The sequence below is a fragment of the Sanguibacter sp. HDW7 genome, from assembly GCF_011300875.1.
GTDB lineage: Bacteria > Actinomycetota > Actinomycetes > Actinomycetales > Cellulomonadaceae > Flavimobilis.
Genome location: NZ_CP049862.1, coordinates 1,500,403 through 1,525,867 on the forward strand (window position 1 = coordinate 1,500,403; position 25,465 = coordinate 1,525,867).

General features: G+C 74.4%; 20 protein-coding genes and 2 tRNA genes. 15 read left to right on the forward strand and 7 right to left on the reverse strand.

Annotated elements, in window-relative coordinates; all coding sequences use genetic code 11:
* Window positions 1-26 precede the first annotated feature (26 nt).
* Window positions 27-695, reverse strand: coding sequence for a phosphoserine phosphatase SerB (gene serB / locus G7063_RS07015; protein WP_255454246.1), 669 nt, complete (start codon window positions 693-695; stop codon window positions 27-29).
* 146 nt (window positions 696-841) lie between these two features.
* Complete coding sequence (glgC, locus tag G7063_RS07020) at window positions 842-2,083, reverse strand: glucose-1-phosphate adenylyltransferase (protein ID WP_166413756.1); 1,242 nt, start codon at window positions 2,081-2,083, stop codon at window positions 842-844.
* A 142-nt stretch (window positions 2,084-2,225) separates the two neighbouring features.
* Between glgC and glgA the strand changes: the two genes are divergently transcribed.
* The gene (glgA, locus tag G7063_RS07025) at window positions 2,226-3,443 is read left to right on the forward strand and encodes a glycogen synthase (protein WP_166413757.1); all 1,218 of its coding nucleotides are present in this window, start codon (window positions 2,226-2,228) and stop codon (window positions 3,441-3,443) included.
* On the opposite strand, the gene G7063_RS07030 is transcribed toward glgA, so the two are convergent.
* Window positions 3,416-4,207 (reverse strand): hypothetical protein, encoded by a 792-nt coding sequence (locus G7063_RS07030; RefSeq protein WP_166413758.1) that lies wholly within the window; start codon window positions 4,205-4,207, stop codon window positions 3,416-3,418. The two genes, glgA and G7063_RS07030, sit on opposite strands and share 28 nt — an antisense overlap.
* Window positions 4,208-4,269: 62 nt before the next feature.
* Here G7063_RS07030 and G7063_RS07035 point away from each other — a divergent pair, with 62 nt between their 5' ends.
* From G7063_RS07035 to G7063_RS07060, 6 genes are all read left to right on the forward strand, one after another.
* Window positions 4,270-5,052, forward strand: a complete 783-nt coding sequence (locus G7063_RS07035) for an ABC transporter ATP-binding protein (protein ID WP_166413759.1) — start codon at window positions 4,270-4,272, stop codon at window positions 5,050-5,052.
* Window positions 5,053-5,109: 57 nt separating this feature from the next.
* Window positions 5,110-5,589 carry an NfeD family protein gene (locus tag G7063_RS07040; RefSeq protein ID WP_240916223.1) on the forward strand — a complete coding sequence of 160 codons (480 nt, stop codon included), beginning with the start codon at window positions 5,110-5,112 and terminating at the stop codon, window positions 5,587-5,589.
* 103 nt (window positions 5,590-5,692) lie between these two features.
* Window positions 5,693-6,970: an SPFH domain-containing protein gene (locus tag G7063_RS07045; RefSeq protein ID WP_166413760.1), complete on the forward strand. Its 1,278-nt coding sequence runs from the start codon at window positions 5,693-5,695 to the stop codon at window positions 6,968-6,970.
* Window positions 6,971-7,112: 142 nt separating this feature from the next.
* Entirely contained in the window at window positions 7,113-8,324 is a 1,212-nt protein-coding gene (locus tag G7063_RS07050; RefSeq protein WP_240916224.1) for a sugar MFS transporter, read from the forward strand.
* Window positions 8,325-8,418: 94 nt separating this feature from the next.
* Complete coding sequence (locus tag G7063_RS07055; protein ID WP_240916225.1) at window positions 8,419-9,309, forward strand: RNA methyltransferase; 891 nt, start codon at window positions 8,419-8,421, stop codon at window positions 9,307-9,309.
* Between the two features lie 49 nt (window positions 9,310-9,358).
* Window positions 9,359-10,471, forward strand: coding sequence for a glutamate--cysteine ligase (locus tag G7063_RS07060; RefSeq protein WP_166413761.1), 1,113 nt, complete (start codon window positions 9,359-9,361; stop codon window positions 10,469-10,471).
* 9 nt (window positions 10,472-10,480) lie between these two features.
* On the opposite strand, the gene G7063_RS07065 is transcribed toward G7063_RS07060, so the two are convergent.
* From G7063_RS07065 to G7063_RS07080, 4 genes are all read right to left on the reverse strand, one after another.
* Complete coding sequence (locus G7063_RS07065) at window positions 10,481-11,008, reverse strand: N-acetyltransferase (protein WP_166413762.1); 528 nt, start codon at window positions 11,006-11,008, stop codon at window positions 10,481-10,483.
* Entirely contained in the window at window positions 11,005-11,532 is a 528-nt protein-coding gene (locus G7063_RS07070; protein ID WP_166413763.1) for a YbhB/YbcL family Raf kinase inhibitor-like protein, read from the reverse strand. The genes G7063_RS07065 and G7063_RS07070 overlap by 4 nt, the downstream gene beginning before the upstream one ends.
* A 131-nt stretch (window positions 11,533-11,663) precedes the next feature.
* A complete protein-coding gene (locus G7063_RS07075; protein WP_166413764.1) occupies window positions 11,664-13,622 on the reverse strand; it encodes a cation-translocating P-type ATPase in 1,959 nt (652 codons plus the stop codon).
* 85 nt (window positions 13,623-13,707) lie between these two features.
* Window positions 13,708-13,947 (reverse strand): heavy-metal-associated domain-containing protein, encoded by a 240-nt coding sequence (locus G7063_RS07080; protein ID WP_166413765.1) that lies wholly within the window; start codon window positions 13,945-13,947, stop codon window positions 13,708-13,710.
* Window positions 13,948-14,192: 245 nt separating this feature from the next.
* On the opposite strand from G7063_RS07080, the gene G7063_RS07085 reads away from it, so the two are divergent.
* The 8 genes from G7063_RS07085 to G7063_RS07120 all read left to right on the forward strand — a co-directional run bounded on the left by G7063_RS07085 (window position 14,193) and on the right by G7063_RS07120 (window position 25,451).
* The gene (locus tag G7063_RS07085; protein WP_166413766.1) at window positions 14,193-14,978 is read left to right on the forward strand and encodes a Crp/Fnr family transcriptional regulator; all 786 of its coding nucleotides are present in this window, start codon (window positions 14,193-14,195) and stop codon (window positions 14,976-14,978) included.
* A 90-nt stretch (window positions 14,979-15,068) separates the two neighbouring features.
* Complete coding sequence (locus tag G7063_RS07090; RefSeq protein ID WP_166413767.1) at window positions 15,069-16,064, forward strand: hypothetical protein; 996 nt, start codon at window positions 15,069-15,071, stop codon at window positions 16,062-16,064.
* Entirely contained in the window at window positions 16,061-17,824 is a 1,764-nt protein-coding gene (locus G7063_RS07095) for a DNA polymerase Y family protein (protein WP_166413768.1), read from the forward strand. Before G7063_RS07090 ends, G7063_RS07095 begins: the two co-directional genes overlap by 4 nt.
* Window positions 17,817-21,113 (forward strand): error-prone DNA polymerase, encoded by a 3,297-nt coding sequence (locus G7063_RS07100; protein WP_166413769.1) that lies wholly within the window; start codon window positions 17,817-17,819, stop codon window positions 21,111-21,113. The genes G7063_RS07095 and G7063_RS07100 overlap by 8 nt, the downstream gene beginning before the upstream one ends.
* Window positions 21,114-21,245: 132 nt before the next feature.
* Window positions 21,246-21,330: transfer RNA gene (locus G7063_RS07105), tRNA-Leu, on the forward strand.
* A gap of 51 nt (window positions 21,331-21,381) precedes the next feature.
* Window positions 21,382-21,466, forward strand: a tRNA-Leu gene (locus G7063_RS07110).
* Between the two features lie 135 nt (window positions 21,467-21,601).
* Window positions 21,602-23,308, forward strand: coding sequence for a PP2C family protein-serine/threonine phosphatase (locus G7063_RS07115; protein ID WP_166413770.1), 1,707 nt, complete (start codon window positions 21,602-21,604; stop codon window positions 23,306-23,308).
* Between the two features lie 52 nt (window positions 23,309-23,360).
* Entirely contained in the window at window positions 23,361-25,451 is a 2,091-nt protein-coding gene (locus G7063_RS07120; RefSeq protein ID WP_166413771.1) for a M3 family metallopeptidase, read from the forward strand.
* Window positions 25,452-25,465: the final 14 nt, after the last annotated feature.

Consider the following 25,465-nt stretch of genomic DNA (forward strand, 5'->3'; position numbering starts at 1 on the left):
ACAGAACTTGCCGGCGGGGGCGGGGCTCAGCTCGTGAGGGCTGCGACCTCGCGGTCGATGATCTCGAGCGCTGCGTCGAGCCGCGGCCCGTCGATGCTGAACGGGGCCTGCTCGCGCACGACGGGCTTCGCGTCGAACGCGATGCCGATCGCTGCCGCACCGATCATCGCGAGGTCGTTCGCACCGTCGCCGATCGCGATCGTGCGTGACATGTCGATGCCCTCCTCGGCGGCGAACGCACGCAGCGTCTCCTCCTTGACCTCGCGGTCGATGACCGGACCGGTCGTGCGGCCCGTGAGCGTGCCGCCCTCGGACTCGAGGCGGTTGGCCCGGACGCGCGTAATGCCGGCGCGGGCGGCGAGTGGCACGACGATCTCCTCGAAGCCGCCCGAGACGAGCCCGACGACCCAGCCACGCGACTGCGCCTCAGCGACAAGCTCGAGCGCGCCCGGCGTCACCGTGACCTCCGCGAGGACGTCGTCGAACACCGAGTCCGGAAGTCCCGCGAGGAGCGCGACGCGACGCTCGAGCGACTCGCCGAAGTCGATCTCGCCGCGCATCGCGGCGCTTGTCACGGCCGCGACCTCCTCACGAGCGCCCGCGTGGGCGGCGAGAAGCTCGATGACCTCCGCGGTGATGAAGGTGGAGTCGACGTCCATGACGAGGAGCCAGCGATCGGCCTGGGGAGTGGTCACGGAGCAAGGATAGGGACGCTCCGGGCGCGCCGTCCGCGCGGCCCGCCACGCGGACGCACGCCTGCCCCGAACCATGCCGACCCCGAACGTGCGACGACCCCGGCCGCGTGTGCGGCCGGGGTCGTCGTCGGGTGGTGCTGCACGGGTCAGCGCGTGACGCGCGCTCCCTTGGGGATGACCGTGATGCCGGACTCCGTCACCGTGTAGCCGCGTGCGCGGTCGAACTCGGCGTCGAAGCCGACGCGCGCGTTCTCCTCGATGATGACGTTCTTGTCGATGATGCAGCGGTTGACCTGGGCGTAGCGGTCGACCGTGACGCCGTCGAGGATGACGGAGTCCGCGATCATCGACCACGAGTGCAGGCGCGAGCCGGGGGAGACGATCGAGCCCGAGACCTGCGCCCCGGAGACGATGACACCGGGGGAGACGATCGAGTCGACCGCGTGACCGAGCCGGCCGGCACCCGCGTGGACGAACTTCGCGGGCGGGAGCCCGACGTAGCCCGTGTAGAGCGGCCAGTCGCCGTTGTAGAGGTTGAACACGGGTCGCGTCGCGATGAGGTCCATGTTCGCGTCGTAGTACGCGTCGAGCGTCCCGACGTCACGCCAGTAGTCGCGGTCACGGTCGGTCGAGCCGGGCACGTCGTTGCGGATGAAGTCGTAGACGGCTGCCGTGCCGCGCTCGACGAACGCGGGCACGATGTCGCCGCCCATGTCGTGCCGGCTCGCAGCGTCGTCCGCGTCGCGGGTCACGGCCTCGACGAGGGCCTCGGCGGTGAAGACGTAGTTGCCCATCGAGGCGAGAACCTCGCCGGGGGAGTCGGCGAGCCCGACCGGGTCGGTCGGCTTCTCGAGGAACGCGCGGATCTTCGTCGGGTCCGCGGGGTCGGTGTCGATGACGCCGAACTGGTCGGCGAGCCCGATCGGCTGACGGATGCCCGCGACCGTGAGCTCTGCGCCCGACTCGAGGTGGGCGTCGACCATCTGGGAGAAGTCCATGCGGTAGACGTGGTCGGCGCCGACGACGACGACGATGTCGGGCTTCTCCTCATGGATGATGTTGAGGCACTGGTAGATCGCGTCGGCGCTGCCGAGGTACCAGTGCTTGCCGACGCGCTGCTGCGCGGGGACCGGCGCCACGAAGTTGCCCAGCAGGTGCGACATGCGCCAGGTCTTCGAGATGTGCCGATCGAGGCTGTGCGACTTGTACTGCGTGAGCACGACGATCTGCAGGTAGTGCGAGTTCACGAGGTTGGACAGCGCGAAGTCGATGAGGCGGTAGATGCCGCCGAACGGCACCGCGGGCTTGGCCCGGTCCGCCGTCAGTGGCATCAGCCGCTTTCCTTCTCCGCCTGCAAGGACGATTGCCAGGACCCGAGGAGCAGCCATGACGAAACCCTAGTGGCACACGGGCAGTTCCGGGACCACCGACGCGAAGGATGTCGCAGTCTGGTCATCCACCGGTCACATGCGACAGGACGCGGGCGTGCCGAGGCTGTGCGGCGACGCTCGGGCCGCTACGGTTCGTCGTGTGAGAGTCGACCTTCTGACCCGTGAGTTCCCTCCCTTCGTCTACGGCGGGGCGGGGGTGCACGTCGCCGAGCTCTCGGCGGTCCTGCGCGCGCACGCCGACGTGCGCGTGCACTGCTTCGACGGTCCTCGCGACGAGACGGAGCAGCCCGGCGTCACGGGCTACACCGCACCCGAGGAGCTCGCAGCCGCGAACCCCGCGCTGTCGACGTTCGGTGTCGACCTCGAGATGGCGGCCGGGGTCGCGGGGACGGATCTCGTCCACTCGCACACCTGGTACGCGAACCTCGCCGGCCACCTCGGTTCGTTGCTCCACGGCGTGCCCCACGTCATCTCGGCGCACTCGCTCGAGCCGCTGCGGCCGTGGAAGTCCGAGCAGCTCGGCGGCGGCTACGCGCTGTCGTCGTGGGCAGAGCGCACGGCGTACGAGGCGGCCGACGCGATCATCGCGGTCTCGGGCGGCATGCGCGCGGACATCCTGCGCTCCTACCCGTCGATCGACCCGGCGCGCGTCCACGTCGTCCACAACGGCATCGACCTTGACGCGTGGCAGCGCCCGACGGGCGAGGCTGCGCGCGTCGGCGACGACGCCGTCCGCGGTCTCGGCGTCGACCCCGGCCGCCCCGCGGTCGTCTTCGTCGGCCGCATCACGCGCCAGAAGGGCCTGCCGTACCTGCTGCGCGCGGCCGAGCAGCTGCCCGCCGACGTCCAGCTCGTCCTGTGCGCGGGCTCGCCCGACACCCCGCAGATCGCCGAAGAGGTCTCGGCCGCGGTCGCCGAGCTCTCGAAGCGCCGCTCGGGCGTCGTGTGGATCGAGGAGATGCTCCCGCGCGAGACGCTCGTCGCGCTGCTCGCGGCGTGCACGGTCTTCGTGTGCCCGTCGATCTACGAGCCCCTCGGCATCGTCAACCTCGAGGCCATGGCCGTCGGCCTGCCCGTCGTCGGTTCCGCGACCGGCGGCATCCCCGAGGTCGTCGACGATGGCGTCACGGGCCTGCTCGTGCCGATCGAGCAGGTGCAGGACGGCACCGGCACGCCGACCGACCCGGACCGCTTCGTCAACGACCTCGCCGACGCCCTCGTGCGCGTCGTCTCCGACCCCGAGCGTGCGGCCGAGATGGGCCTGGCGGCCCGCCGCCGGGTCGAGGAGCACTTCGCCTGGACGGCGATCGGCGAGCGCACGATGGAGGTCTACCGCGCGGTGCTCGACGGCCGCTGAGGCGGTTCCTGCGCAGCCGTGACGTGCCACGTCACGGCCGACAGCAGCCGTCGGGCAGCCCTCTCGACACCCGCGACGCGGGGCGAGGTCGGGAGCGCGGCGACGAGGGCCCGCGCCCGCGCCGCCTCGGCGAGCGCCACGAGCGCCTCCTCGTCGAGCTCGGGCAGCGGCCCGGCCGGCCCCGAGGCGTCGTCGGCCAGGGTCGGCAGCATCGGGGCGGCGACGATGAGCGCGTGCCGCAGCGCGGCACGCGCGTCCTCGAGCGACCCGAGCGCGTCCTCGATGCGGCGCTCCCACGGCCCTACCTCGTGGAGCGACCACGCGACCGCGTGCCCCGACTCCCACGCCGAGCCGTAGCGCTCGACGTGCGGCACCGCGAGCACGTGGGCGCCGTCGGACGTGACGAGCAGGCACTCGCCCGCCGTGAGCGCGTGGCGCGGCGCAAGCACGGGCAGCGCGGCGCCGTCGTCGTCGGACGGCAGGAGCGCGACCGCTCGGCAACCGGGTCCGAGCCAGCGCGCGACGACGTCGACGAGCGCACCGGGGGAGGGCTCCCAGAACTCCGCACCACGCGGCAGGTCGCCGGAACCCTCACGGAGCGTGTGCGGGTCGTCGCCGTCGGCCGCGGCGCCCAGGGCGCGCGCAGCGCCGGCGACGGGCGCGGCCGTACCTCCCCAGGACGCACCCGGGGCCGGCCTGCCCTCGACCGCGAGCCACAGCGCGAGGCGCACGGAACGGGGCACGGGCGAGGTGGCGCCGCTCACGTCTCCACGGTACGCCGGGGTGCCGTGCCACGTCGCGGGTTCGTCGCCGTTAGGCTCGGGCCATGACCGAGGTCCTCGCCCTGCACGACGTCACCGTCCGCCGCTCCGGAAACCACATCCTCGACGAGGTCTCCTGGACCGTCCACGACTCCGACCGCTGGGTCGTCCTCGGCCGCAACGGGGCGGGCAAGACGACGCTCCTGCAGATCGCGTCTGCCCGCATGCACCCGACGAGCGGCTCGGCCGTCATCCTCGGCGAGCGGCTCGGCCGCGTCGACGTCTCCGAGCTCCGCCCGCGGATCGGCCTCGCGAGCGCCGCGCTCGCCGAGACCATCTCCGCGGTCGAGACGGTCGAGGACGTCGTCCTCACCGCCGCCTACGGCATGACGGGCCGCTGGCGTGAGCGCTACGACGAGGTCGACCACGGCCGCGCGAACGATCTCCTGCGCCTCTTCGGCCTCACCGGCTTCGAGCGTCGCACCTTCGGCACCCTGAGCGAGGGTGAGCGCAAGCGGGTGCAGATCGCCCGCTCGCTCATGGCCGACCCCGAGCTCCTGCTGCTCGACGAGCCCGCTGCGGGCCTCGATCTCGGTGGGCGCGAGGAGCTCGTCGCGGCCCTCGCCGAGATCGCGGGCGACCGTCGCTCGCCCGTCCTCGTGCTCGTGACGCACCACGTCGAGGAGATTCCGCCGAACTTCACGCACGCCCTCCTGCTGCGCCAGGGGCGCGCGTTCCTCGCCGGTCCGATCGACCAGGTCATCACGTCGGAGAACCTCTCCGACGCGTTCGGCCTGCCGCTCGTCGTCACGCGCGACGGCAACAGGTTCGCCGCGCGCGGACGCTGAGACGCACGCGCCGTTCCACGGGACAGACAGGCCTTCGACTGGTAAAGTAGCGGTAAAATGGCCGTCGGCCAGAAGGGGGACGTCGTGGACTGGTACTGGTGGATCGCGATCCTGCTCGCGCTCATCGCGATCGAGGCGCTGACGCTGGATCTCGTGCTCTTCATGTTCGCGGGCGGTGCGCTCGCGGGCGCGATCGTGTCGGCGGCGGACGGCAGCATCCTCTGGCAGGTGGTCGCGTTCGCCCTCGTCTCGGCGATCCTGCTCGTCGCGCTGCGCCCCTTCCTCCTCAAGTCGCTACGTCGCCGAGGCGAGGACCTCCCGGAGACCAACGTCGCGGCCCTCACGGGCCGCGGTGCCGTCGTCATCGACGAGGTCTCCGAGGGCGCCGGGCTCGTCAAGCTCGCAGGCGAGGTCTGGTCCGCGCGGACCGAGGGTGACGCCGTCCTGCCGGTCGGCGCCGAGGTCCGTGTCGTGCGGATCGCCGGCGCGACGGCGATCGTCGTTCTCGCCGGCTCGGCGCGCACGACCGACGCCTGAGCCCCCGCGCGGCCGGGCCGTACCCGGTGGCCGCGCCGCACCGTCGCGCGTCGCGACGGGCCGCTGAACCACATCACCGCACACCACAGCAGGGAGCCGCAGCATGACCGACCTTCCCGTGACCACGCTCGCCGCCGCGAGCGACTCACCCCAGCTGACGTTCGGGCTCGTCCTCGCGATCATCATCGCGATCGTCGTCCTCATCGTCATCGGCAAGTCCGTCCGCATCGTCCCGCAGGCCCAGACGTGGCTCGTGGAGCGCCTCGGCCGCTACTCGCACTCGTTCGAGGCCGGCCTGCACCTGCTCATCCCGTTCGTCGACCGCGTCCGCGCGCAGGTCGACCTCCGCGAGCAGGTCGTCTCGTTCCCGCCGCAGCCCGTCATCACGTCGGACAACCTCGTCGTGAGCATCGACACCGTCATCTACTTCCAGGTGACCGACCCCAAGTCGGCGGTCTACGAGATCGCCAACTACATCGTCGGTATCGAGCAGCTCACCGTGACGACGCTCCGTAACGTCATCGGCTCGATGGACCTCGAGCAGACGCTCACGAGCCGCGACCAGATCAACGGCCAGCTCCGTGGCGTCCTCGACGAGGCGACCGGGCGCTGGGGCATCCGCGTCAACCGTGTCGAGCTCAAGGCGATCGACCCGCCCGCGTCCGTCCAGGGCTCGATGGAGCAGCAGATGCGCGCCGAGCGTGACCGCCGCGCCGCGATCCTCACCGCCGAGGGCGTCAAGCAGTCCCAGATCCTCACGGCCGAGGGTGAGAAGCAGGCGTCGATCCTCCGCGCCGAGGGTTCTGCGCAGTCGCGCATCCTCGAGGCCGAGGGTGAGGCGCGCGCGATCCTCCAGGTCTTCGACGCTATCCACGCCGGCGACGCCGATCCCAAGCTCCTCGCGTACCAGTACCTGCAGATGCTTCCGGAGATCGCCAACGGCTCGTCCTCCAAGCTCTGGCTCGTCCCGACGGAGTTCACCGCGGCGCTCGGCGCGATCTCGGCCGGCCTCGGCGGCACGGTCCCGACCGTCCCCATGCCTCCGGCAGACGACGCCGAGGCAGCGGCGGCACGCCGTCGCGAGCGTCTCTCGTTCGAGTCCTCGGGCCTGCGCAACCCGGCCGAGGCGCTCGCCGAGGCGCGACGTCAGGCCGAGGCCGCAACGGTCGACGCGACGGCGGCGGGTCAGCGTTCTGGCCGTCCGTTCGACCCGGACGCGACCCGTGGCCAGCAGCCGGGCGTGCCGACGCAGCAGGGTTCGCACGCGGCCCCGGCCGCGCAGCCGTACCAGCAGCCGCCGGCGCAGCCGTACCAGGCGCCGGTGCAGGACGGCGAGCAGCCGCCCGCCCCGCCGACGCCTCCGGCACCGCCCGCGATCTGACGCACGGCGCCCAGCAGCACGACGCACCCGACGGCGCGTCCCGGACCTTCCGGGGCGTGCCGTCGCGCATGTGCGGAAGCGTCCGCCGTCGCCCATGGTGCCGGTGTCGTCGGATCGTTCCGAGGCCTGCGATGATCCTGTCGTGACCGACCTCGCTCCCACGACCTTCCGCCGTGACGGCTACACCCTCACGCACTACTCGGTGCTCGTCGTGTGGGGCTGGTTCATCTACTCCTTCAGCCCGTCCGTGCCGCTCCTCGCCGAGGACCTCGGCGTGTCGAAGGCCGTCGCTGGTCTGCACGGCACGGCCATGGCTGTGGGTGCCGTCACGGCGGCGCTGCTCCTGCCGCGCCTCCTGCGGGCGCTCGGCCCCCAGCGTCTGCTCGTCGTGAGCCTCGCCCTCGTCGCGGTGGGCGTCACCGGCTTCGTCCTCGGGCCGGGCATCGCCGCGACGCTCCCGTCGCTCGCTGTCGTCGCGCTCGGTGGCAACCTCGCGCTCTCCGTCGCCCAGCTCAACCTCTCGCGGAGGCACGGCGCCTCGGCGCCCGCCGTCATCACCGAGGCCAACGGCGCGGGCTCGGGGATCGGGCTTGTCGGCCCGCTCGCGGTCGGACTCGCCGTCGGGATCGGCTGGGGCTGGCGTGCCGCGGTCGCGGTGACCATCCTCCTCGCCGTCACGGTTGCGGTCGCGATCTCCCGGCTCCCGCGCGAGGGCGCGGACGCCACCGACGCCGTACCCGCGGCTGCTCCGGAGCCCGACGCCGTCGCCCCGTCGCCCGCGCGCCGGGGCCTCGCCCCGGGCTCGCGCGGCCTGCTCGTCGCGCTCGTCGCCGCCATGGCGCTCGAGAACGCGACGACGTACTGGTCGACGTCGCTCGTCATCGAGCGGACAGGGGCCGACGCGAGCATCGCGACCTCGACGACCGCAGGCCTCCTCGTCGGCATGACGACGATCCGCTTCGCAGGCACCGTCCTCACCCGCCGGGCCGGGGCCGACCGCGTGCTCGCCGTGAGCTTCCTCGTCGCGATCCTCGGCTGGGCGGTCCTGTGGACCGCGCAGACCCCGGGCGTCGCGGTCGCGGGCCTAGTCGTCGCAGGCCTCGGCTACGGCGCGCAGTACCCGCTGTCGATCGCGCTGCTGCTCGGCATCGCGCGCGAGGGGGCCGACCGGGCGCAGGCCGTCGCGACGTTCGTGGCGGGGGCGACCGTCGGTCTCGCGCCGTTCCTGCTCGGCGCGGCGGCCGACGCCGTCGGCACGCACACCGCGTTCGTCGCGATCCCCGTCCTCGCGCTGCTCGGCGCGGTCGGCGCGTTCCTCGGCTCGCGCACCGCGAGGGCCCACAACCTGCTCTGACGCAGTCCCGTGGTCGGTCGACGGCGTGCGGCCCGTCACGTCCGTCGCGGTCACGGGACGGCACGTGGTCCCCGCGCGTGCGCGACAATGGACCGTGCCCACGACCCCCGCTCACCCCGTGCTGCCCGCCGACGTCGACCTCGTCGAGATCACCGACGTCACCGCCCCCGGGCTCGAGGACTACGTCTCGCTCACCGATGTGCGGCTGCGTTCGCGCACCGAGCCGGGCAAGGGCCTCTACATCGCCGAGTCCTCGACGGTCATCCGGCGGGCGCTCGCCGCAGGGCACCGGCCGCGGTCGTTCTTCATGGAGCACAAGTGGCTGCCGTCGATGGCGGACGTGCTCGCCGAGCACCCCGGCGTGCCCGTCTACACGGGCACGGCCGAGGTCCTCGAGCAGGTGACGGGCTTCCACCTGCACCGCGGTGCGCTCGCGTCGATGCACCGGCCGCCGCTCGCGCCGGTCGCCGAGCTGCTCGCGTCCGCGCGCGACGGTCAGGGCGCCCGCCGGGTCGTCGTCCTCGAGGACACCGTCGACCACACGAACGTCGGCGCCGCGATGCGCGCGTGCGCCGCCATGGGCGTCGACGCAGTCCTCTTCACGCCGTCGTGCGCCGACCCGCTCTACCGGCGCGCCGTGCGGGTCTCGATGGGCACGGTCTTCCAGGTGCCGTGGACCCGCTTCGAGCACTGGCCCGCGGGCCCCGCGGACGGGGCGGCCGACGGCGTCGAGCTGCTGCGCGAGCTCGGCTTCACGGTGGCGGCCCTCGCGCTCGAGGACGACTCGGTGAGCCTCGACGTGCTCGAGCGCGACACCCCGGAGAAGCTCGCGCTCGTCTTCGGCACCGAGGGCGACGGCCTCAAGCCGCGCACCATCACGGCGTGCGACCTCACGGTGAAGATCCCCATGGCGGGCGGGGTCGACTCGCTCAACGTCGCCTCGGCCGTCGCGGTCGCCGGGTGGGCGACGCGCGTGCGGGACTGACACCTCCCCCCGACGCGCGCAGCGGGGCATGCGCTGGGACGCTGGGAGGATGACCGCTCCCAGGACAGTCGGCGTCGAGGAGGAGTTCCTCCTCGTCGACGAGCAAGGACACCCGACCGCCGTTGCCGGCGCCGTGCTCGACGCCGCGCCGCGCGAGGTCCGCGAGGGCCCCGACGACGTGCCCGGCGGCGGGCTCGAGCACGAGCTCATGCTCGAGCAGATCGAGACCGGCACCCCGCCGTGCCCGGACCTCGCGACGCTCGACGCGGAGATTCGCGCGGGCCGCGTCCGCGCGAACGAGGCGTCGGCGGCCCTCGGTGCGCGCATCGCCGCCGTCGGCACGAGCCCCGTCCACGTCCTCGGCACCCGGGTGCCGTCGCGCCGCTACGACCGTGCCGCGGCGCAGTTCGGGCTCACGGCCGACGAGCAGCTGACGAGCGGCTGCCACGTCCACGTCGGCGTCGCCTCGCGCGCGGAGGGTGTCGCCGTGCTCGACCGCATCGGGCCGTGGCTCGCGCCGCTCCTCGCGATCTCGGCGAACTCGCCGTTCTGGCAGGGCGTCGACACGTCCTACGCGTCCTACCGGGCCCAGGTGTGGTCCCGCTGGCCGACGGCAGGCCCGGTGCGGACGTTCGGGTCCGTCGCGGCGTACGACGACGCGGTCGCGCGCCTGCTCACGACGGGGACGATCCTCGACGTCGGCATGATCTACTTCGACGCGCGGCTCTCGGCGCGGTACCCGACCGTCGAGATCCGGGTCGCCGACGTGTGCCTCGCACCCGCGACGGCGACGCTCGTCGCGGCGCTCGCCCGCGCGCTCGTCGAGACGGCCGCGCGGGAGCACGCCGACGGCCTCGTCCCGACCGCGCTGCACCCCGAGGTGCTGCGCGCCGCCGCATGGCGGGCGAGCAGGTCGGGCCTCGGCGACGTCCTCGTCGACCCGGCGACGTGGGCGGAGGCGTCGGCGCACGACGTCGTCGGGAGCCTCGTCGAGCACGTGCGTCCCGCGCTCGAGGACGCGGGCGACCTCGACGCCGTCACCGAGCTCCTCGGTGGCCTGTGGGCCCGTGGCGGGGGTGCGCGCCGCCAGCGGGCCTGGTTCGCGGAGTCGGGCGATGTCCTCGACGTCTCCCGACGTGCGGCCGACGCGACCCTCGGCTGAGGCGCGCCGTCAGAGGGCCCGCGCGAGCACGTAGTCGTCGTGCGTGCGGTCGCCGACCTGCATGTGCTTGGTCCCGACGACCTCGAAGCCGTGCTTGGCGTAGAACCGCTGCGCGCGCTCGTTGAGCTGGTTGACGCCGAGCCACACGGCCGCCGCCCCGCGCGAGCGGGAGGCGTCGAGCACCGCCGCCATGAGCTGCGACGCGACGGGCGTGCCGTGCATGTCCGGGTGCGCGTAGAGCTTCGAGAGCATGCGGGACGGCGCAGGCACGACGGCGGTCGCGGGCGGCGCGTCGTCGAGCACGAGCGCGTACGCGAGAGGCGCGCCCGGGGCCGCGTCGTCGGCGACGAGCAGCAGGTCGCACGACGGGTCGACGGCGTGCGCCGCGAGGTGCGGGGCCGTGAGGTTGCCGCGCACGAAGGCCGCGACGTCCGCCGGGTCGGTGCCCGGCGGGCACGCGAGCGGGAACGTCAGGGCCGCGAGCGCGGCCAGCGCGTCGGCGTCGTCGGAGGCCGCGACCCTGACGTGCCGCGTCACCGCTCGTGCGTGACGGTGAGCGTCGCGCACGCGACCGTGTGGAACAGCGCCGTGAACGCGACGGCCGTGGGGGACGCGTCGGCGTCGAGGTCGAGCGTGTCGACGTCGAGGGCGTGGACCGCGAAGACGTAGCGGTGCGCGCGGTCGCCTGCGGGCGGGGCGGCGCCGGTGTAGTCGAAGCTGCCGCCGTCGTTGCGGACGTGGAACGCCGCGCCGTCGAGCATGAGGTCGGACTCGCCGAGGCCCTCGTCGAGCGACGTCGTCTCGAGGGGGATGTCGACGACCGTCCAGTGCCAGAAGCCGGCGGGCGTCGGTGCGTCGGGGTCGAAGCACGAGACGAGGAACGAGCGTGTCGAGGCCGGGAAGCCCGTCCACGACAGCTGCGGCGAGGTGCTCCCGCCGTCGGCGGTGTGCTCGGCCGGCATGGCCGCACCGTCGACGAGAGTCTCGCTCGTCAGCGTGAACGACGGGACGGCCGGCAGGGACGTGTAGGGGTCCGGGGCGACGGGGCGCGTGAGGTCCATGCGCCCATCATGGCCCCGGAGACGCCGCGGGTCACGCGTCCCCGGCGCGCGTCCCCCGACGGTTCACGCACGAGCGGCGCCCGGCCGGTGGCCGGACGCCGTTCCCGCGTCGTCGTGCTGACGTGCCTCGCTCAGGCGTCGACGAGCTCGCGCTCGCTGACCGCCGCAGCCCGCGACGGCAGGGGACGGGCCCGCAGCAGCCGCATGGCGTTGGCGATGACGAGGAGGACGGACGCCTCGTGGACGAGCATGCCCACCGCCATCGTCACGCCGCCCGCGAAGACCCCCGCGAGCAGGACGGCGACCGTGACGAGCGCGACCGCGATGTTCTGCCGCATGACGCGCACCGTGCGGCGCGCGAGACGGATCGCGTCGGGCAGACGCAGCAGGTCGTCCTGGACGAGCGCGATGTCCGCGGTCTCGACCGCGACCCCCGTGCCCGCGAGGCCCATCGCGACGCCGACGTCCGCGACCGCGAGCGCGGGCGCGTCGTTGACGCCGTCACCGACCATCGCGACGACGTACCCCTCGGCGCGCAGCCGCTCGACGACCTCGAGCTTGTCCTCGGGCAGCAGGGCCGCGTGCACCTCGTCGACGCCGACGGCGGCGCCGACGGCCTCGGCTACAGGGCGGGCGTCGCCCGTGAGCATGACGACACGGCGGACGCCGTTCGCGTGGAGCCGCGCGACCATCTCGGCGGCATCGTCCCGGACGCGGTCGGCGACGCCGAGGACGCCCGCGACGCGGCCGTCGAGCGCGACGACCATGGGGGTGCGACCGAGGCCCGCGAGCCGGCCGGCCTCGGTGGTCGCGGCCTCGTCCGTCGTGGCCTCGGCCTCGAGCAGCGCGAGGTTCCCGACGACGACGCGGCGGCCGTCGAGCGTCGCGACGACGCCCTTGCCGGGCACGGGCTCGGTGTGCTCGGGCAGACCCGTCACGGTGAGCCCCTCGGCCGCGGCGGCCTCGAGGACGGGGCGCGCGAGCGGGTGCTCGGAGCCGGCCTCCGCGCGGGCGGCCCACAGGAGGACGTCGTCCCGCGTGAGGGCGTCGTCGAGGACCGTGACGTCCGTGAGCACGGGGCGTCCCTCGGTGAGCGTGCCCGTCTTGTCGAGCGCGACCGCGCTGATGCGGGCGCTCGTCTCGAGGTGGTCGCCGCCCTTGACGAGCGTGCCGTCGCGCGCGCCGCGGCCGATGCCGGCGACGACGGCGACGGGGATCGAGATGACGAGCGCGCCGGGGCAGCCGATGACGAGCAGCGTGAGCGCGAGCACGACGTCGCCCGTGAGGAGGCCCGTGACGATCGAGGCGACGATGATGCCGGGCGTGTACCAGGCGGAGAACTTCTCCATGAACGTCTGCGTGCGGGCCTTGGCGTCCTGCGCCTCCTCGACGCGGTGGATGATCCGCGCGAGCGTCGTGTCCGCGCCGACGCCGGTCGCACGCACCTGGAGCAGCCCGCCGTGGGAGACGGTGCCCGCGAAGACGCGGTCACCCGCGACCTTCTCGACGGGGATCGACTCGCCCGTGATCGACGCCTCGTCGAGCGCGCCCGTCCCGTCGACGACGACGCCGTCGACCGGGACCTTCGCGCCGTTCTTCACGACGACGACCTCGTCGGGCCGGACGGTGCCTGCCGGCACCTCGACCTGCGTGCCGTCCCGCAGGACGACCGCGACGTCGGGGGCGACGGCGACGAGCTCGGCGAGCGCCGAGCGCGTCCGGTCCAGCGTGCGGACCTCGAGCGCGTGCCCGAACGCGAAGAGGAAGGTCACGGCGGCGGCCTCCCAGTACTCGCCGATGACGACCGCGCCGATGGCGGCGATCGAGACGAGCAGGTCGATCGCGACGACCTTGACGAGCAGCGCCCGCACGGCCGTGCGGACGATGCGGGCGCCTGCGACGACCGCCGCGGCGACCATGAGGACGTCGGAGACGACGAGCGCCGCCGGGACGTCGTGCGTGACGCCGTGGCCGCTGCCGAACGGGTTGACGCCGACGGACATCGACGTGACCGCGGCTGCGACGATGAGCAGCCCGGCGAGCGTCGGGACGCCCCAGGGGCCTCGCAGCCAGCGGGTGAGGGAGCTCATGACGTGCCTCCTTGTCGGGAGTGGGGGAGCCCGCCCCTGGCGGGGCGGACGGTGACGGCGCGGCCCCGGGCCGCGCCGTCGGGTGTCAGAACGCGGCGGGGACGGACGTGTAGCCCGCCTTGGCGACCTCGGCGACGAGGGCGTCGACGGTGGCGAGAGCCGGGTCGTGGTCGATCTCGATGCGGCCCGAGGCGAACTTCACGGCGACGCCTGCGACACCGTCGAGGCGGCCGACCTGCTTCTCGATCTTCGCGACGCACGACGGGCAGCTGAAGCCCTCGGCGCGCAGGACCGTGCGGGTGCTGGGGGTGGGGGTGGTGGTCATGGTGAGCCTTCTTCCGGTCGGTTCCTGCGGTGCTGCTCCGCGGGGTGTTCCTGCGGTGCACCACTGACACTAGGAAGCGGCGCGTGCGGGTGGCATGACGGCCGTCAATCAACCGCAGCATCCGGTGCGACCTGCGGTGATGCTCGTCACTCGGGGCGCGGGATAGCCTTGCCGCGGGCCGGAGCGCACACCGCGTGGGGCCGCGCGCCGCAGGTCGGCACGCACGACGACGGGTCGGAGGACCGATGGCACCGCGGGACCGTGAGCAGCCCCCGGCGATCGGGTCGCGGCGGACGATCCCGCTGCAGGAGATCACGCTCCCGCACGAGTGCCCCCGCCCGGTCCGCCTCCACGTGCTCTCGCGCGCCCCGTACTTCCGGGGCCTCGACGAGGCTGCGCTCGACAGCGTCGACGCCCGCATGCGCACACGCACCTATCTGCCCGACGAGCCCGTCTACCGTGCGGGGGAGCCGGCCGACGCCCTCTACGTCGTCGCCGAGGGGCGCGTCCGCGTCTCGCAGGTGACGGCCGACGGCGCCGAGACCGTCACCGACGTCCTCGTGCCCGGCGAGCTCTTCGGCGCGATGGGCACGCTCGGCGAACCCTCCCACCTGCAGTCGGCGTCCGCGCTCGTCGGCTTGTGCGTCATGCGCATCGGCCAGGGTGATTTTCGTCAGGTCCTCCTCGAGCAGCCCGGGGTCGCGCTCCGCGTCCTCGACGACGTCGCCGCGCGGCTCGCACGTGCCCACACGGACATCGGCGGGCAGGGCACCGAGACCGTCCCGCAGCGCGTCGCCCGCGCCCTGCTGCGCCTCGCCGACAAGCTCGGCGAGGACCGCGGGCCGCGCGGCGTCATGCTCGAGGTCCCGCTCTCGCGCGCCGATCTCGCGGGCCTTGCGCGCTCGACGCCCGAGTCCGTCTCCCGCGTCATGAGCCGCTGGAAGAAGGACGGCATCGTCGACTCCGGCCGCCGCTGGACGTCGCTCCTCGACCGTCCGTTCCTCGAGGAGGTCGCCGCGGGGAGGTCCTGAGCAGGGAGCCCCGCGAGTGTCGGTCGCAGGGGGTACCGTCCTCGACGTCGAACATCTGTTCGATATGCTGGTGGGGATGGAAGGACGAACATGGCGACTGCAGCTGCTGCCTCCTCAGGGACGGACCGCGCGGCGCGTGCGCTCGCGGCGCTGCGCAGGGCGGAGGACCGCACGGGAGCCCGGCGCGTGACGCTCACGGACGTCGCACCCGTCGTCCGCCGTCGCACGCGGAGCGCGGAGCGCAGCGCGGAGCACAGCAGCGCGGAGCGCGGCCCGCAGGCCCCCGGCCGGAGCCGTGAGCACGGGCCCTCGCAGGGGATCGCCGCTCCTCCCGCCCAGGCCGCACCTGCCCCCGCCGCACCGCTCGGCGTCCGCACCGCAGAGCGCCCGCCCCTGCCCGTGCCGTCCGCGCTCGCGGACGTCCTGCCCGAGGGCCTGCGCCGCGGTGCCGTCACCCAGGTGACGGGCTCGGCCGCGCTCGTCCTCGAGATGCTCGCGCACGTCGAGACCCAGCGCGTCGCGCTCGGCGACGAGCCCTGGACGGCCGTCGTCGGCTGCCCCGCCCTCGGCCTCGTCGCGGCCGCTGAGGCCGGCGTGAGCCTCGACCGCCTCCTCCTCGTCCCCGACCCCGGCGTCGAGGCAGCGACGGTCCTCGCGGCGCTCGTCGACGGCGTCGACGTCGTCGTCGTCGGGGACGTCGGCCTCGCCGAGGCCGACCGCCGCCGCCTCGTCGCCCGCGCACGCGAGCGGGGCGTCGCGATCCTCGCGGTGAGCCCCTGGCCCGGCGCACGTGCCGTCCTGCAGGTCACGGGCGTGCGCTGGCGCGGCATCGGCACGGGCGAGGGACGGCTGCGCTCGCGGGAGCTTCACGTCGCGCGGGTCGAGGCGGGGCGGACGCGCCGGGCGCTCGTCCTGCCCGCGCCGGGCGACGGCTACGACGCGCCGACGCCGGGTGTCGGGGACGGCGGTGCTGTGACAGGCGTGGCTGCGGCCGGCGGTGCGCGACCGAGTGCACCCACACCCACGCCTGCCGCGTCTGCCGAGCAGGGCGCCCTCCCGCTGCGGCTCGTCGGACGGGTCGCATGAGCGTCGCGGAACCGCTGCTCGCGGCCGGGACCGCCCCCGCGGCCGCGACCCGGACGGCCGTCGTCTGGGTGCCCGACTGGCCCGTCGTCGCGGCCGCGACCGCGGCCGGTCACTCTCCGGCCGTGCCCGTCGCGGTCCAGGACGCACGCGGGATCGTCGCGGTCGGCCCGACCGCGCGCCGTGCGGGCGTGCGGCGCGGCATGCGCCGCCGTCACGCGCAGGAGGCCTGCCCGGGGCTCGTCCTCCTGCCCGTCGACGACGCGCGCGACGCGCGGTTCTTCGAGCCTGTCGCGACCGCGGTCGAGGACGTCGTCGCGGGGCTCGAGGTCGCACGGCCCGGGCTCCTGCTCCTGCCCGCGGAGGGCGCGGCGCGGTTCTACGGCTCCGAGGCCGATCTCGTGCGGCTGCTCGTCGAGCGGGTCGCGGACGCGACGGGTCACGAGTGCCACGTCGGCATCGCGGACGGGGTGCTCGCGGCGGTCCTCGCAGCGCGCGAGGACCTGCTCGTCCCGTCCGGCCGCAGCGCGCAGATGCTCGCGCCGCGGCCCCTGCGGGACCTCGTCCACGTCGCCGTGACGCCCGAGCGTGCGACCGTGCTGCTCGAGCTCGTCGACCTGTGGGACCGCCTCGGCGTCCGCAGGATCGGCGACCTCACTGCGCTCGACGCGCACGCGGTCGCCTCACGCTTCGGCGCCGAGGGCGTGTGGGCGCAGCGCGTCGGGCGCGGTGAGGACCTGCGCCCGCCCGCGCGTCGCAGGCCCGAGGCCGACGTCGAGGCGACGTGCGAGCTCGACCCGCCCGCCGTCCGCATCGACACCGCGGCCTTCGCCGCGCGCCGGCTCGCGGCCGAGCTCCACGCGGCGCTCGTCGCGCGCGGCGCGACGTGCGCGCGCCTGCGCATCACGGCGTGGCGCGGCGACGGTCGCGAGCACGTGCGCACGTGGCGCACGGACGACGCAGCGCTCGGCGGCCTCACGGCCGCGCGCATCACGGACCGCGTGCGCTGGCAGCTCGAGGGCTGGCTGACGGCAGACGCCCCGGACACCGAGGACGGCCACGAGCACCGCAGCGAGGACGACGCCGCGGGCATCGTCCGCCTCCTGGTCACGGCGGAGGACCTGCTCGACGCGGGGCAGCACCAGGAGGGTCTCTGGGGCTCGGCGCAGGGCTCGTCGCTGCGCGCGCTGCGGGCGCTCGACCGCGTCCAGGGCCTGCTCGGGGCCGACGGCGTCCTCGCGGCGCGCCTCCAGGGCGGCCGCACCGCGCGCGACCGCGTGAGCGTCGTCCCGTGGGGCGAGGAGCCGCCGCCGCTGCGCCCGCTCGACCGGCCCTGGCCGGGCGCGCTGCCGTCGCCCGCCCCGACGCGCGTCCTGCCCGAGCCCGTCGAGGTGCGGCTGCTCGACGCGTCGGGCCGTCCCGTCGTCGTCGACCGACGTCTGGCGGCCTCGGGCGAGCCCGCGCACGTGCGGGCGCTGCCGCCCGCGCCCGAGGACGCGGGGACGCCCGTCGTCGGACGGCACGTTCGCGGTGACGCGCGGCCCGTCGCGCGCCCGCGCCGGGCCGCGCCGCCGCCCGAGGTCCCGGCGGGGGAGGTCGTCGCGTGGGCAGGTCCGTGGCCGCTCGCGCAGCGCTGGTGGCGCGAGGATGCGGAGCGGCTCGTCCACGTCCAGGTCGTCGTGCGCACCGAGCACGACGAGACCCCGGCCGTGCTCCTCGCAGGCACGGCAGGCCGCTGGTGGTGGGAGGCGAGCTATGACTGAGGCGCGCTACGCCGAGCTCCACGCGCACTCCGCGTTCAGCTTCCTCGACGGCGCGAGCCAGCCCGAGCAGCTCGTCGCGGAGGCAGCGCGCCTCGGCCTCGAGGCGCTCGCGCTCACGGACCACGACGGCCTCTACGGCGTCGTGCGCTTCGCGCAGGCCGCGCGCAGGGCGGGCCTGCCGACGGTCTTCGGCGCCGAGCTCCACCTTCCCGCGCACCGTCCGGACGGCCCGCCCGTCCTCGAGGCGCCGACGGGCGTGCCCGACCCGCGCGCGGAGCACCTCCTCGTCCTCGCGCGCGGGGCCGACGGCTACACGGCGTTGTCCTCGGCGATCGCGGACGCGCACCTCGCGACGGGAGCCAAGGGGCTCGCACGCTACGACCTCGAGGATCTCGGCGCGCGCGCCGACGGCCGCTGGCTCGTCCTCACGGGTTGCCGCAAGGGTGCGGTGCGGGCGGCGCTCGCCTCCGACGGCCCCGCAGGGGCGCGGCGCGCGCTCGACCGGCTCACGGCGGCGTTCGGCCGGGACAACGTCGCGGTCGAGATCACGGACACCGCCGACCCGCGCGACCCCGAGCGCAACGCGCTGCTCGCCGCGCTCGCCGCGGACGCGGGCCTGCCGCTCGTCGCGACGGGCGCGGTCCACCACGCGACGCCCGCCGAGGCGCCGCTCGCGGCGGCGCTCGGCGCGATCCGCGCGCGCAGCTCGCTCGACGACATGGACGGCTGGCTCCCCGGCGCACCGGCAGCGCACCTGCGCTCGGCGCGCGAGATGCTCGCGCGCCACCGTGCGCACCCGCAGGCGGTTCTCACGGCGGCCGAGCTCGGCCGCGAGTGCGCGTTCGACCTCAGCCTCGTCGCACCGTCGCTCCCGCCGTACCCCGTGCCCGACGGTCACGACGAGGCGTCCTGGCTGCGTGAGCTCGTCCGCCGGGGTGCGCTCGAGCGCTACGGCGAGCCCGGCACGGAGCGTGCCGAACGTGCGCGGCCCGTCCTCGAGCACGAGCTCGAGGTCATCACGGCGCTCGGCTTCCCGGGCTACTTCCTCATCGTCAGCGACATCGCGACGTTCTGCCGCGAGCGGGGGATCCTCGCGCAGGGGCGCGGCTCGGCCGCGAACTCGGCGGTCTGCTACGCGCTCGGCATCACGGCGGTCGACGCGGTCGCGCACGGCCTGCTCTTCGAGCGGTTCCTCGCGCCCGAGCGTGACGGCCCGCCGGACATCGACGTCGACATCGAGTCCGGGCGTCGGGAGGAGGTCATCCAGCACGTCTACGAGCGCTTCGGGCGTCGGCACGCGGCGCAGGTCGCGAACGTCATCTCCTACCGGCCGCGCTCGGCGGTGCGGGACGCGGCGCGGGCGCTCGGGCACGACGTGGGCCGGCAGGACGCGTGGAGCAAGGGCATCGAGCGCTGGGGGAGCCTGCGCGGTCCCGAGGACGACAGCCCGTGGTGGACGGTGAGCCGGGGCGGTCCCGTCGCGGCGGTGCCGATGCCCGACGGGACCGCTGGGCTCGTGCTGAGCGACGACGGGCGCGACGTCGTGCCCGCTCAGCGGCCGCCGTCCGCGGCAGCCGAGGGCACGATCCCCGAGGACGTCCTCGACCTCGCCGAGCAGCTGCTGCGGCTGCCGCGGCACCTCGGCATCCACTCGGGCGGCATGGTGCTGTGCGACCGTCCGGTCGTCGAGGTGTGCCCGGTCGAGTGGGCGCGCATGCCGGGCCGCACGGTGCTCCAGTGGGACAAGGACGACTGCGCGGACGCGGGCCTCGTGAAGTTCGACCTGCTGGGCCTCGGCATGCTCACGGCGCTGCGTCTCGCGTTCGAGCAGGTCGCGGAGCACGAGGGGGTCGAGCTCACGCTGCACGGGCTGCCGCAGGACGACCCGGCGGTGTACGACCTGCTGTGCGCGGCGGACACGGTCGGGGTGTTCCAGGTCGAGTCGCGCGCGCAGATGGCGACGCTGCCGCGGCTGCAGCCGCGGACGTTCTACGACATCGTCATCGAGGTCGCGCTCATCCGGCCCGGGCCCATCCAGGGCAACTCGGTGCACCCGTACATCAACCGTGCGCGCAAGCGCGAGAAGGTGACGTTCCTCCACCCGCTGCTCGAGAGGTCGCTCGGGCGGACGCTCGGCGTGCCGCTGTTCCAGGAGCAGCTCATGCAGATGGCGATCGACGTCGCGGACTTCACGCCGGCCGAGGCCGACCAGCTGCGCCGGGCGATGGGCTCGAAGCGGTCGGCCGAGCGCATGGAGGCGCTGCACGCGCGGCTGCTCACGGGCATGGCCGCGAACGGGATCACGCAGGAGGTCGGTGAGCAGATCTTCGACAAGCTCAAGGCGTTCGCGGACTTCGGCTTCCCCGAGTCGCACGCGTACTCCTTCGCGTACCTCGTCTACGCGAGCTCGTGGCTCAAGGTGCACCACCCGGCGGCGTTCTACTCGGCGCTTCTCGCGGCGCAGCCCATGGGCTTCTACTCGCCGCAGTCCCTCGTCGCAGACGCGCGCCGGCACGGGATCACGGTGCTGCGGCCGGACGTCGCGCGCTCGGGCGTCGAGGCGCGGGTCGAGCGGTGCGAGGACGGCTCGCTCGGGGTGCGGCTCGGTCTCGCGAAGGTGCGGGGCGTGGGGGAGGACGTCGCGGGGAGGATCGTCGCGGAGCGCGAGCGGGAACCGTTCGCCGACCTGCCTGACCTGGCCCGGCGTGTCGGGCTCACGGTCGCGCGGCTCGAGTCGCTCGCGACGGCGGGTGCGCTCGACGCGTACGCGGGGTCGCGGCGTGCGGCGCTGTGGGCGGCCGCGGCCGTCGCGCAGGAGTCGCCCGCGACGCTGCCGGGCGTGAGCGTGGGCGTCGAGGCCCCGATGCTGCCGGGGATGAGCGAGGTCGAGCGGTCGGTCGCGGACGTGTGGGCGACGGGCGTCTCGCCGGAGGAGTATCCGACGCAGTTCGTCCGGGAGGGCCTCGACGCGGCGGGCGTCCTCACGGTCGGTGCGGCGACGGTCCACGAGGCTGGGCGTCGGGTCGCGGTCGCGGGCGTCGTCACGCACCGGCAGCGGCCGGGGACGGCACGCGGTGTGACCTTCCTCTCGCTCGAGGACGAGACGGGGCTGCTCAACGTCGTGTGCTCGCCGGGGCTGTGGCAGCGGCACCGGTCGGTCGCGCGGTCGGCGGCCGCGCTCGTCGTCCGGGGCCGCCTCGAGCGCGCTGACGGGGCGACGAACCTCGTCGCGGAGCATCTGGCACCGCTGTCGCTCGCGATCCCGTCGCGCTCGCGCGACTTCCGCTGAGGTCTGCCCGACGGGGCCCGCGAGCCGCCCGCGGCGGGCAGCGCGGAGGCGCCGACGCCGATGTGATTTCTGGCCGTCGACCGTGCTATGTTCTTCCAGCACCGAGCGGGGGTCACTCCGCGAGGGTCACCTGTCCGGGTGGCGGAATGGCAGACGCGCTAGCTTGAGGTGCTAGTGCCCTTTATCGGGCGTGGGGGTTCAAGTCCCCCTCCGGACACTCGCTTGACAACTGAACAACCGCACGGCCTTCGGGTCGTGATGGTCACCCGTCCGGGTGGCGGAATGGCAGACGCGCTAGCTTGAGGTGCTAGTGCCCTTTATCGGGCGTGGGGGTTCAAGTCCCCCTCCGGACACTCGTTGAGACAGCGACGCGAAGCGGATCCAGGTTCACCTGGGTCCGCTTCGTCGTTGTCGGGCCAGGAGGTGCGTCGAGCTCGAACGCGCGGACCATCTCGCGGTCCGCGCCCGTTTCGTGTTGACTGGCCAACGTGACCACGGCCGACGCGTACCAGGGGACGACCGCTCACGTCGTGCGGCCCTGGCACGGGCCGCAGCCGAGCGACGATCCCGAGCTCCAGCGCTATGCGGTGCTCGCGTCCCTGTGCATCGGGGACGGAGCCGCCGCGGTCCTTCTGCCTGAGCCCGAGGGTGCGCGCGTCGCGTCGGCGTCGACGTTCGACGACGGGGCGTCGGGCCCGCTGCGCACGGACCTCGCGTACGAGTCGCTCCGCTCGGGTCGCCTCGTCGTCCTCACGCCCGAGGAGGCCGCGGTCTCCCGGCCCGAGCAGCCGGTCGGCTTCGTCGCGGTGCCCGTGACGACCCCCCAGGGGGAACGGGTCGCGGTGCTCTTCGCGCAGACGCGCGCGGACGTGCCTCCGAGCCGCGTGCGGGCGCTCGGCGAGCTCGCGGTCCTCCTCGCGGCGTACCTCGGGTCGCGCACGTCGTTGCGGCGGTCGGTCGAGGCCGAGGCCGAGCTCCAGGAGATCACGCGCATCAACCGCATCCTCCTGGCCTTCTCGGAGGCGCTCTCTCGCACGCGCACGCTCGAGGAGACGATGCAGGCGGTGCGGGACCTCGCGACGACGCAGCTCGAGGCCGATCACTGCACCGTCGTCGTCGAGGACGACGGCCGCTACGAGGCGCTCGACAGGCGCGGCCTGCCCGCCGACCGCCCGTTGTACTGCACGGAGATCTCGCCGGGGTCCGATCACCCCGGGCCGTACGCCGCTGAGAGCGGCGAGGGCGTGTTCCTCGACGACAGGGCCGTGCTCGCCGAGCGATTTCCCGCGGTCGCTGCCGACGCGCCGGCCGAGGTCGACGGCGAGGCGTACGCGCCGCTGCGCGTGGGCCGTCGAGCCGGCTGGCTGTGGCTCGGCTGGTCGGGCCCGCACCGAACTTTCGCGCGCACGCGCCGCATGAAGCTGGCGCTCGCGCGCTACGTCGGGCAGGCGATCGAGCGGGTCGAGCTCGTGCAGGCGCGCGACGCGGTCGCGCGCACGCTCCAGGAGGCGATGCTCACGAGCCTGCCCGAGGTGCCCGGGCTCGAGCTCGCGGCGCGTTACGTCCCGGCCGTCGAGGACCAGCAGGTCGGCGGCGACTGGTACGACGCGATCCACGCCTCGGGCGTGACGACGGTCGTCATCGGTGACGTCGTCGGGCACAACATCGTCGCGGCGACCCGCATGGGGTCGCTCCGCGCGATCCTGCGAGGCTTCGTCGCCGACCGCGTCCAGACGCCTGCGCAGCTGCTCGAGCGTCTCGACCACGTCAACCTCCAGCTCGGCACGGGCACGATGGGGACGGCGGTCGTCGCCCAGCTGCGTGGCACGCGCGAGTCGGACGGCTCGGTGTACGTCACGTGGTCGAGCGCGGGTCATCTCGCACCCGTCGTCGTCGGGCCGGACGGCGCGACGCGCACGTTCGAGGGGTCGAGCGACCTCATGCTCGGCGTCCTCGAGTACGAACGGCACGACCACGCGGCGACGCTCGCGCCGGGGGAGACGCTGCTGCTCTTCACGGACGGGCTCGTCGAGCGGCGCGGGGAGTCGATCGCGGAGTCGCTCGTGCGGCTCGACGGCGTGCTCGCGGGCGTCGGGCAGGCGCCCGTCGGGGACCTCGTCGACGTCGTGCTCGCGGAGATGGAGGCGACGGGCGCCCGCGACGACGTCGCAGTCCTCGCCGTCCGTCCGGTCTGACGCGCGGGCGCCGGTCGTGCGCGGCAGCCCCGGTCGCTGAGAGACTGGGAGCATGACCGCTTCCCCGCTCGACGCGACCAACCCTCTCGCGCAGCCCTCGTCCCTCCCGTACGGCCTCCCCGACTTCGCGAGCATCCGGCACGAGCACCTTGCCCCCGCGATCCGCGCGGGCATGGCGGACGAGCTCGCCGAGGTCGAGGCGATCGTCGCCGACCCGGCCGCGCCGGACGTCGTCAACACGCTCGAGGCGCTCGAGCGTTCGGGCGAGCTGCTGCACCGCGGTCTCGTCATCCTCGATCTGCTCCTCGGCGCGGACGCGACCGAGGACCTCGAGGACCTCGAGGAGGAGCTCACTCCGGAGCTCTCGGCGCACCACGACGCGATCGCCATGCACGCGGGCCTGCACGCGCGGGTGGCGGAGCTCGACGCGCGCATCGCGGCAGGCGAGGTCGAGGCGTCGGACGCTGACCGCCGCGCGGTCGAGACGCTGCTGCGCGACTTCCGTCGGGCGGGCGTCGACCTGCCCGAGGAGGAGCAGGCGACGCTGCGGAGCCTCAACTCGCGCATCGCGGAGCTCGAGGCCGCCTTCGGGCGTGTCGTGCTCGCGTCGGGCAACGAGGGTGCCGTGCTCGTCACCGACGTGGCCGAGCTCGACGGGCTCGCGCCGGACGCCGTCGCGGCCGCCGAGGCTGCAGCGCGTGAGGCGGGCCACGAGGCCGGCTGGCTGCTCACCCTCCAGCTGCCGACCGAGCAGGGTGTCCTCGGCTCGCTCACTGACCGCGGCCTGCGGGCGCGCGTCCACGAGGCGTCGGTGACGCGCGGCACGCACGAGGGCGCGGACTCGCGCGCGACGCTCCTCGAGCTCGCGCGCCTGCGTGCCGAGCGCGCACAGCTCCTCGGCCTGCGCGACCACGCGTCGTACGCGACGGAGGACGCCACGGCCCGCACGCCCGAGGCCGTCGCGGAGATGCTCGAGCCGCTCGTGCACCGTGCCGTCGCGAACGCGCGCGCGGAGCACGCTGACCTCGCGGCCGCGCTCGCCGCCGACACGGGTGCGACCGACCTGGCGCCGTCCGACCGCGCCTACTACGCCGAGCACCTGCGCCGCGAACGGTACGCGCTCGACGACGCGGCCCTGCGCCCGTACCTCGAGCTCGACCGCGTCCTCACCGAGGGCGTGTTCGCCGCGGCCCACGAGCTGTTCGGCATCACGCTCGTCGCGCGCCCCGACCTCGTCGGGTACCACCCGGAGGTGCGTGTGTGGGAGGTGCTCGACGCGGACGGCTCGGGCCTCGGCCTCTTCCTCGGCGACTACTTCACGCGGCCCTCGAAGCGGGGCGGTGCGTGGATGGACAACCTCGTCGACCAGTCGCACCTGCTCGGCCAGCGTCCCGTCGTCTTCAACGTCCTCAACGTGCCGCGCCCCGCGGCGGGCGAGCCCGCGCTGCTCACGTGGGACGAGGTCATCACGGCGTTCCACGAGTTCGGCCACGCGCTCCACGGCCTGTTCTCGGACGTGCGCCTGCCCTCGCAGTCGGGCACGTCCGTGCCGCGCGACTTCGTCGAGTTCCCGTCGCAGGTCAACGAGATGTGGGCGTGGCACCCGGACCTGCTCGCGCGCTACGCGCGGCACCACGCGACGGGCGAGGCCCTCCCGGAGGGTCTCGTCGGCACGCTGCTCGCCGCGCGCGGCGAGGGCGAGGGCGAGGGCTTCGCGACGACGGAGTACCTCGGCGCCGCGCTGCTCGACCAGGCGTGGCACCGGCTCACGCCCGAGCAGGTGCCCACGTCGGTCGACGACGTCCTCGGCTTCGAGGACCGTGCGCTGCGCGACCTCGGCCTCGACCCGGACCTCGTGCCGCCGCGCTACCGCTCGACGTACTTCAACCATGTCTTCGCGGGCGGGTACTCGGCCGCGTACTACGGCTACATCTGGTCGGAGGTGCTCGACGCTGACACGGTGACGTGGTTCGAGGAGAACGGCGGCCTCACGCGTGCGAACGGCGAGCGCTTCCGGCGCGAGCTGCTCGCGCTCGGCGACTCGACCGACCCGGTCGGCGCCTTCGAGACGCTCCGCGGCCGGCCCGCGTCGACGACGCCGCTGCTCGTGCGCCGCGGCCTCGCGGACGCGACGGACGCCTGAGCACGGGAGAGGAA

What these genes read in the sequence shown, in the direction of transcription:
- glgC (WP_166413756.1), bottom strand. Translation starts at nt 2,083, where the DNA reads ATGGCTGCTCCTCGGGTCCTGGCAATCGTCCTTGCAGGCGGAGAAGGA.
- G7063_RS07035 (WP_166413759.1), top strand. Translation starts at nt 4,270, where the DNA reads ATGACCGAGGTCCTCGCCCTGCACGACGTCACCGTCCGCCGCTCCGGA.
- G7063_RS07040 (WP_240916223.1), top strand. Translation starts at nt 5,110, where the DNA reads ATGGCCGTCGGCCAGAAGGGGGACGTCGTGGACTGGTACTGGTGGATC.
- G7063_RS07045 (WP_166413760.1), top strand. Translation starts at nt 5,693, where the DNA reads ATGACCGACCTTCCCGTGACCACGCTCGCCGCCGCGAGCGACTCACCC.
- G7063_RS07060 (WP_166413761.1), top strand. Translation starts at nt 9,359, where the DNA reads ATGACCGCTCCCAGGACAGTCGGCGTCGAGGAGGAGTTCCTCCTCGTC.
- G7063_RS07070 (WP_166413763.1), bottom strand. Translation starts at nt 11,532, where the DNA reads ATGGACCTCACGCGCCCCGTCGCCCCGGACCCCTACACGTCCCTGCCG.
- G7063_RS07075 (WP_166413764.1), bottom strand. Translation starts at nt 13,622, where the DNA reads ATGAGCTCCCTCACCCGCTGGCTGCGAGGCCCCTGGGGCGTCCCGACG.
- G7063_RS07080 (WP_166413765.1), bottom strand. Translation starts at nt 13,947, where the DNA reads ATGACCACCACCCCCACCCCCAGCACCCGCACGGTCCTGCGCGCCGAG.
- G7063_RS07085 (WP_166413766.1), top strand. Translation starts at nt 14,193, where the DNA reads ATGGCACCGCGGGACCGTGAGCAGCCCCCGGCGATCGGGTCGCGGCGG.
- G7063_RS07090 (WP_166413767.1), top strand. Translation starts at nt 15,069, where the DNA reads ATGGCGACTGCAGCTGCTGCCTCCTCAGGGACGGACCGCGCGGCGCGT.
- G7063_RS07095 (WP_166413768.1), top strand. Translation starts at nt 16,061, where the DNA reads ATGAGCGTCGCGGAACCGCTGCTCGCGGCCGGGACCGCCCCCGCGGCC.
- G7063_RS07100 (WP_166413769.1), top strand. Translation starts at nt 17,817, where the DNA reads ATGACTGAGGCGCGCTACGCCGAGCTCCACGCGCACTCCGCGTTCAGC.
- G7063_RS07120 (WP_166413771.1), top strand. Translation starts at nt 23,361, where the DNA reads ATGACCGCTTCCCCGCTCGACGCGACCAACCCTCTCGCGCAGCCCTCG.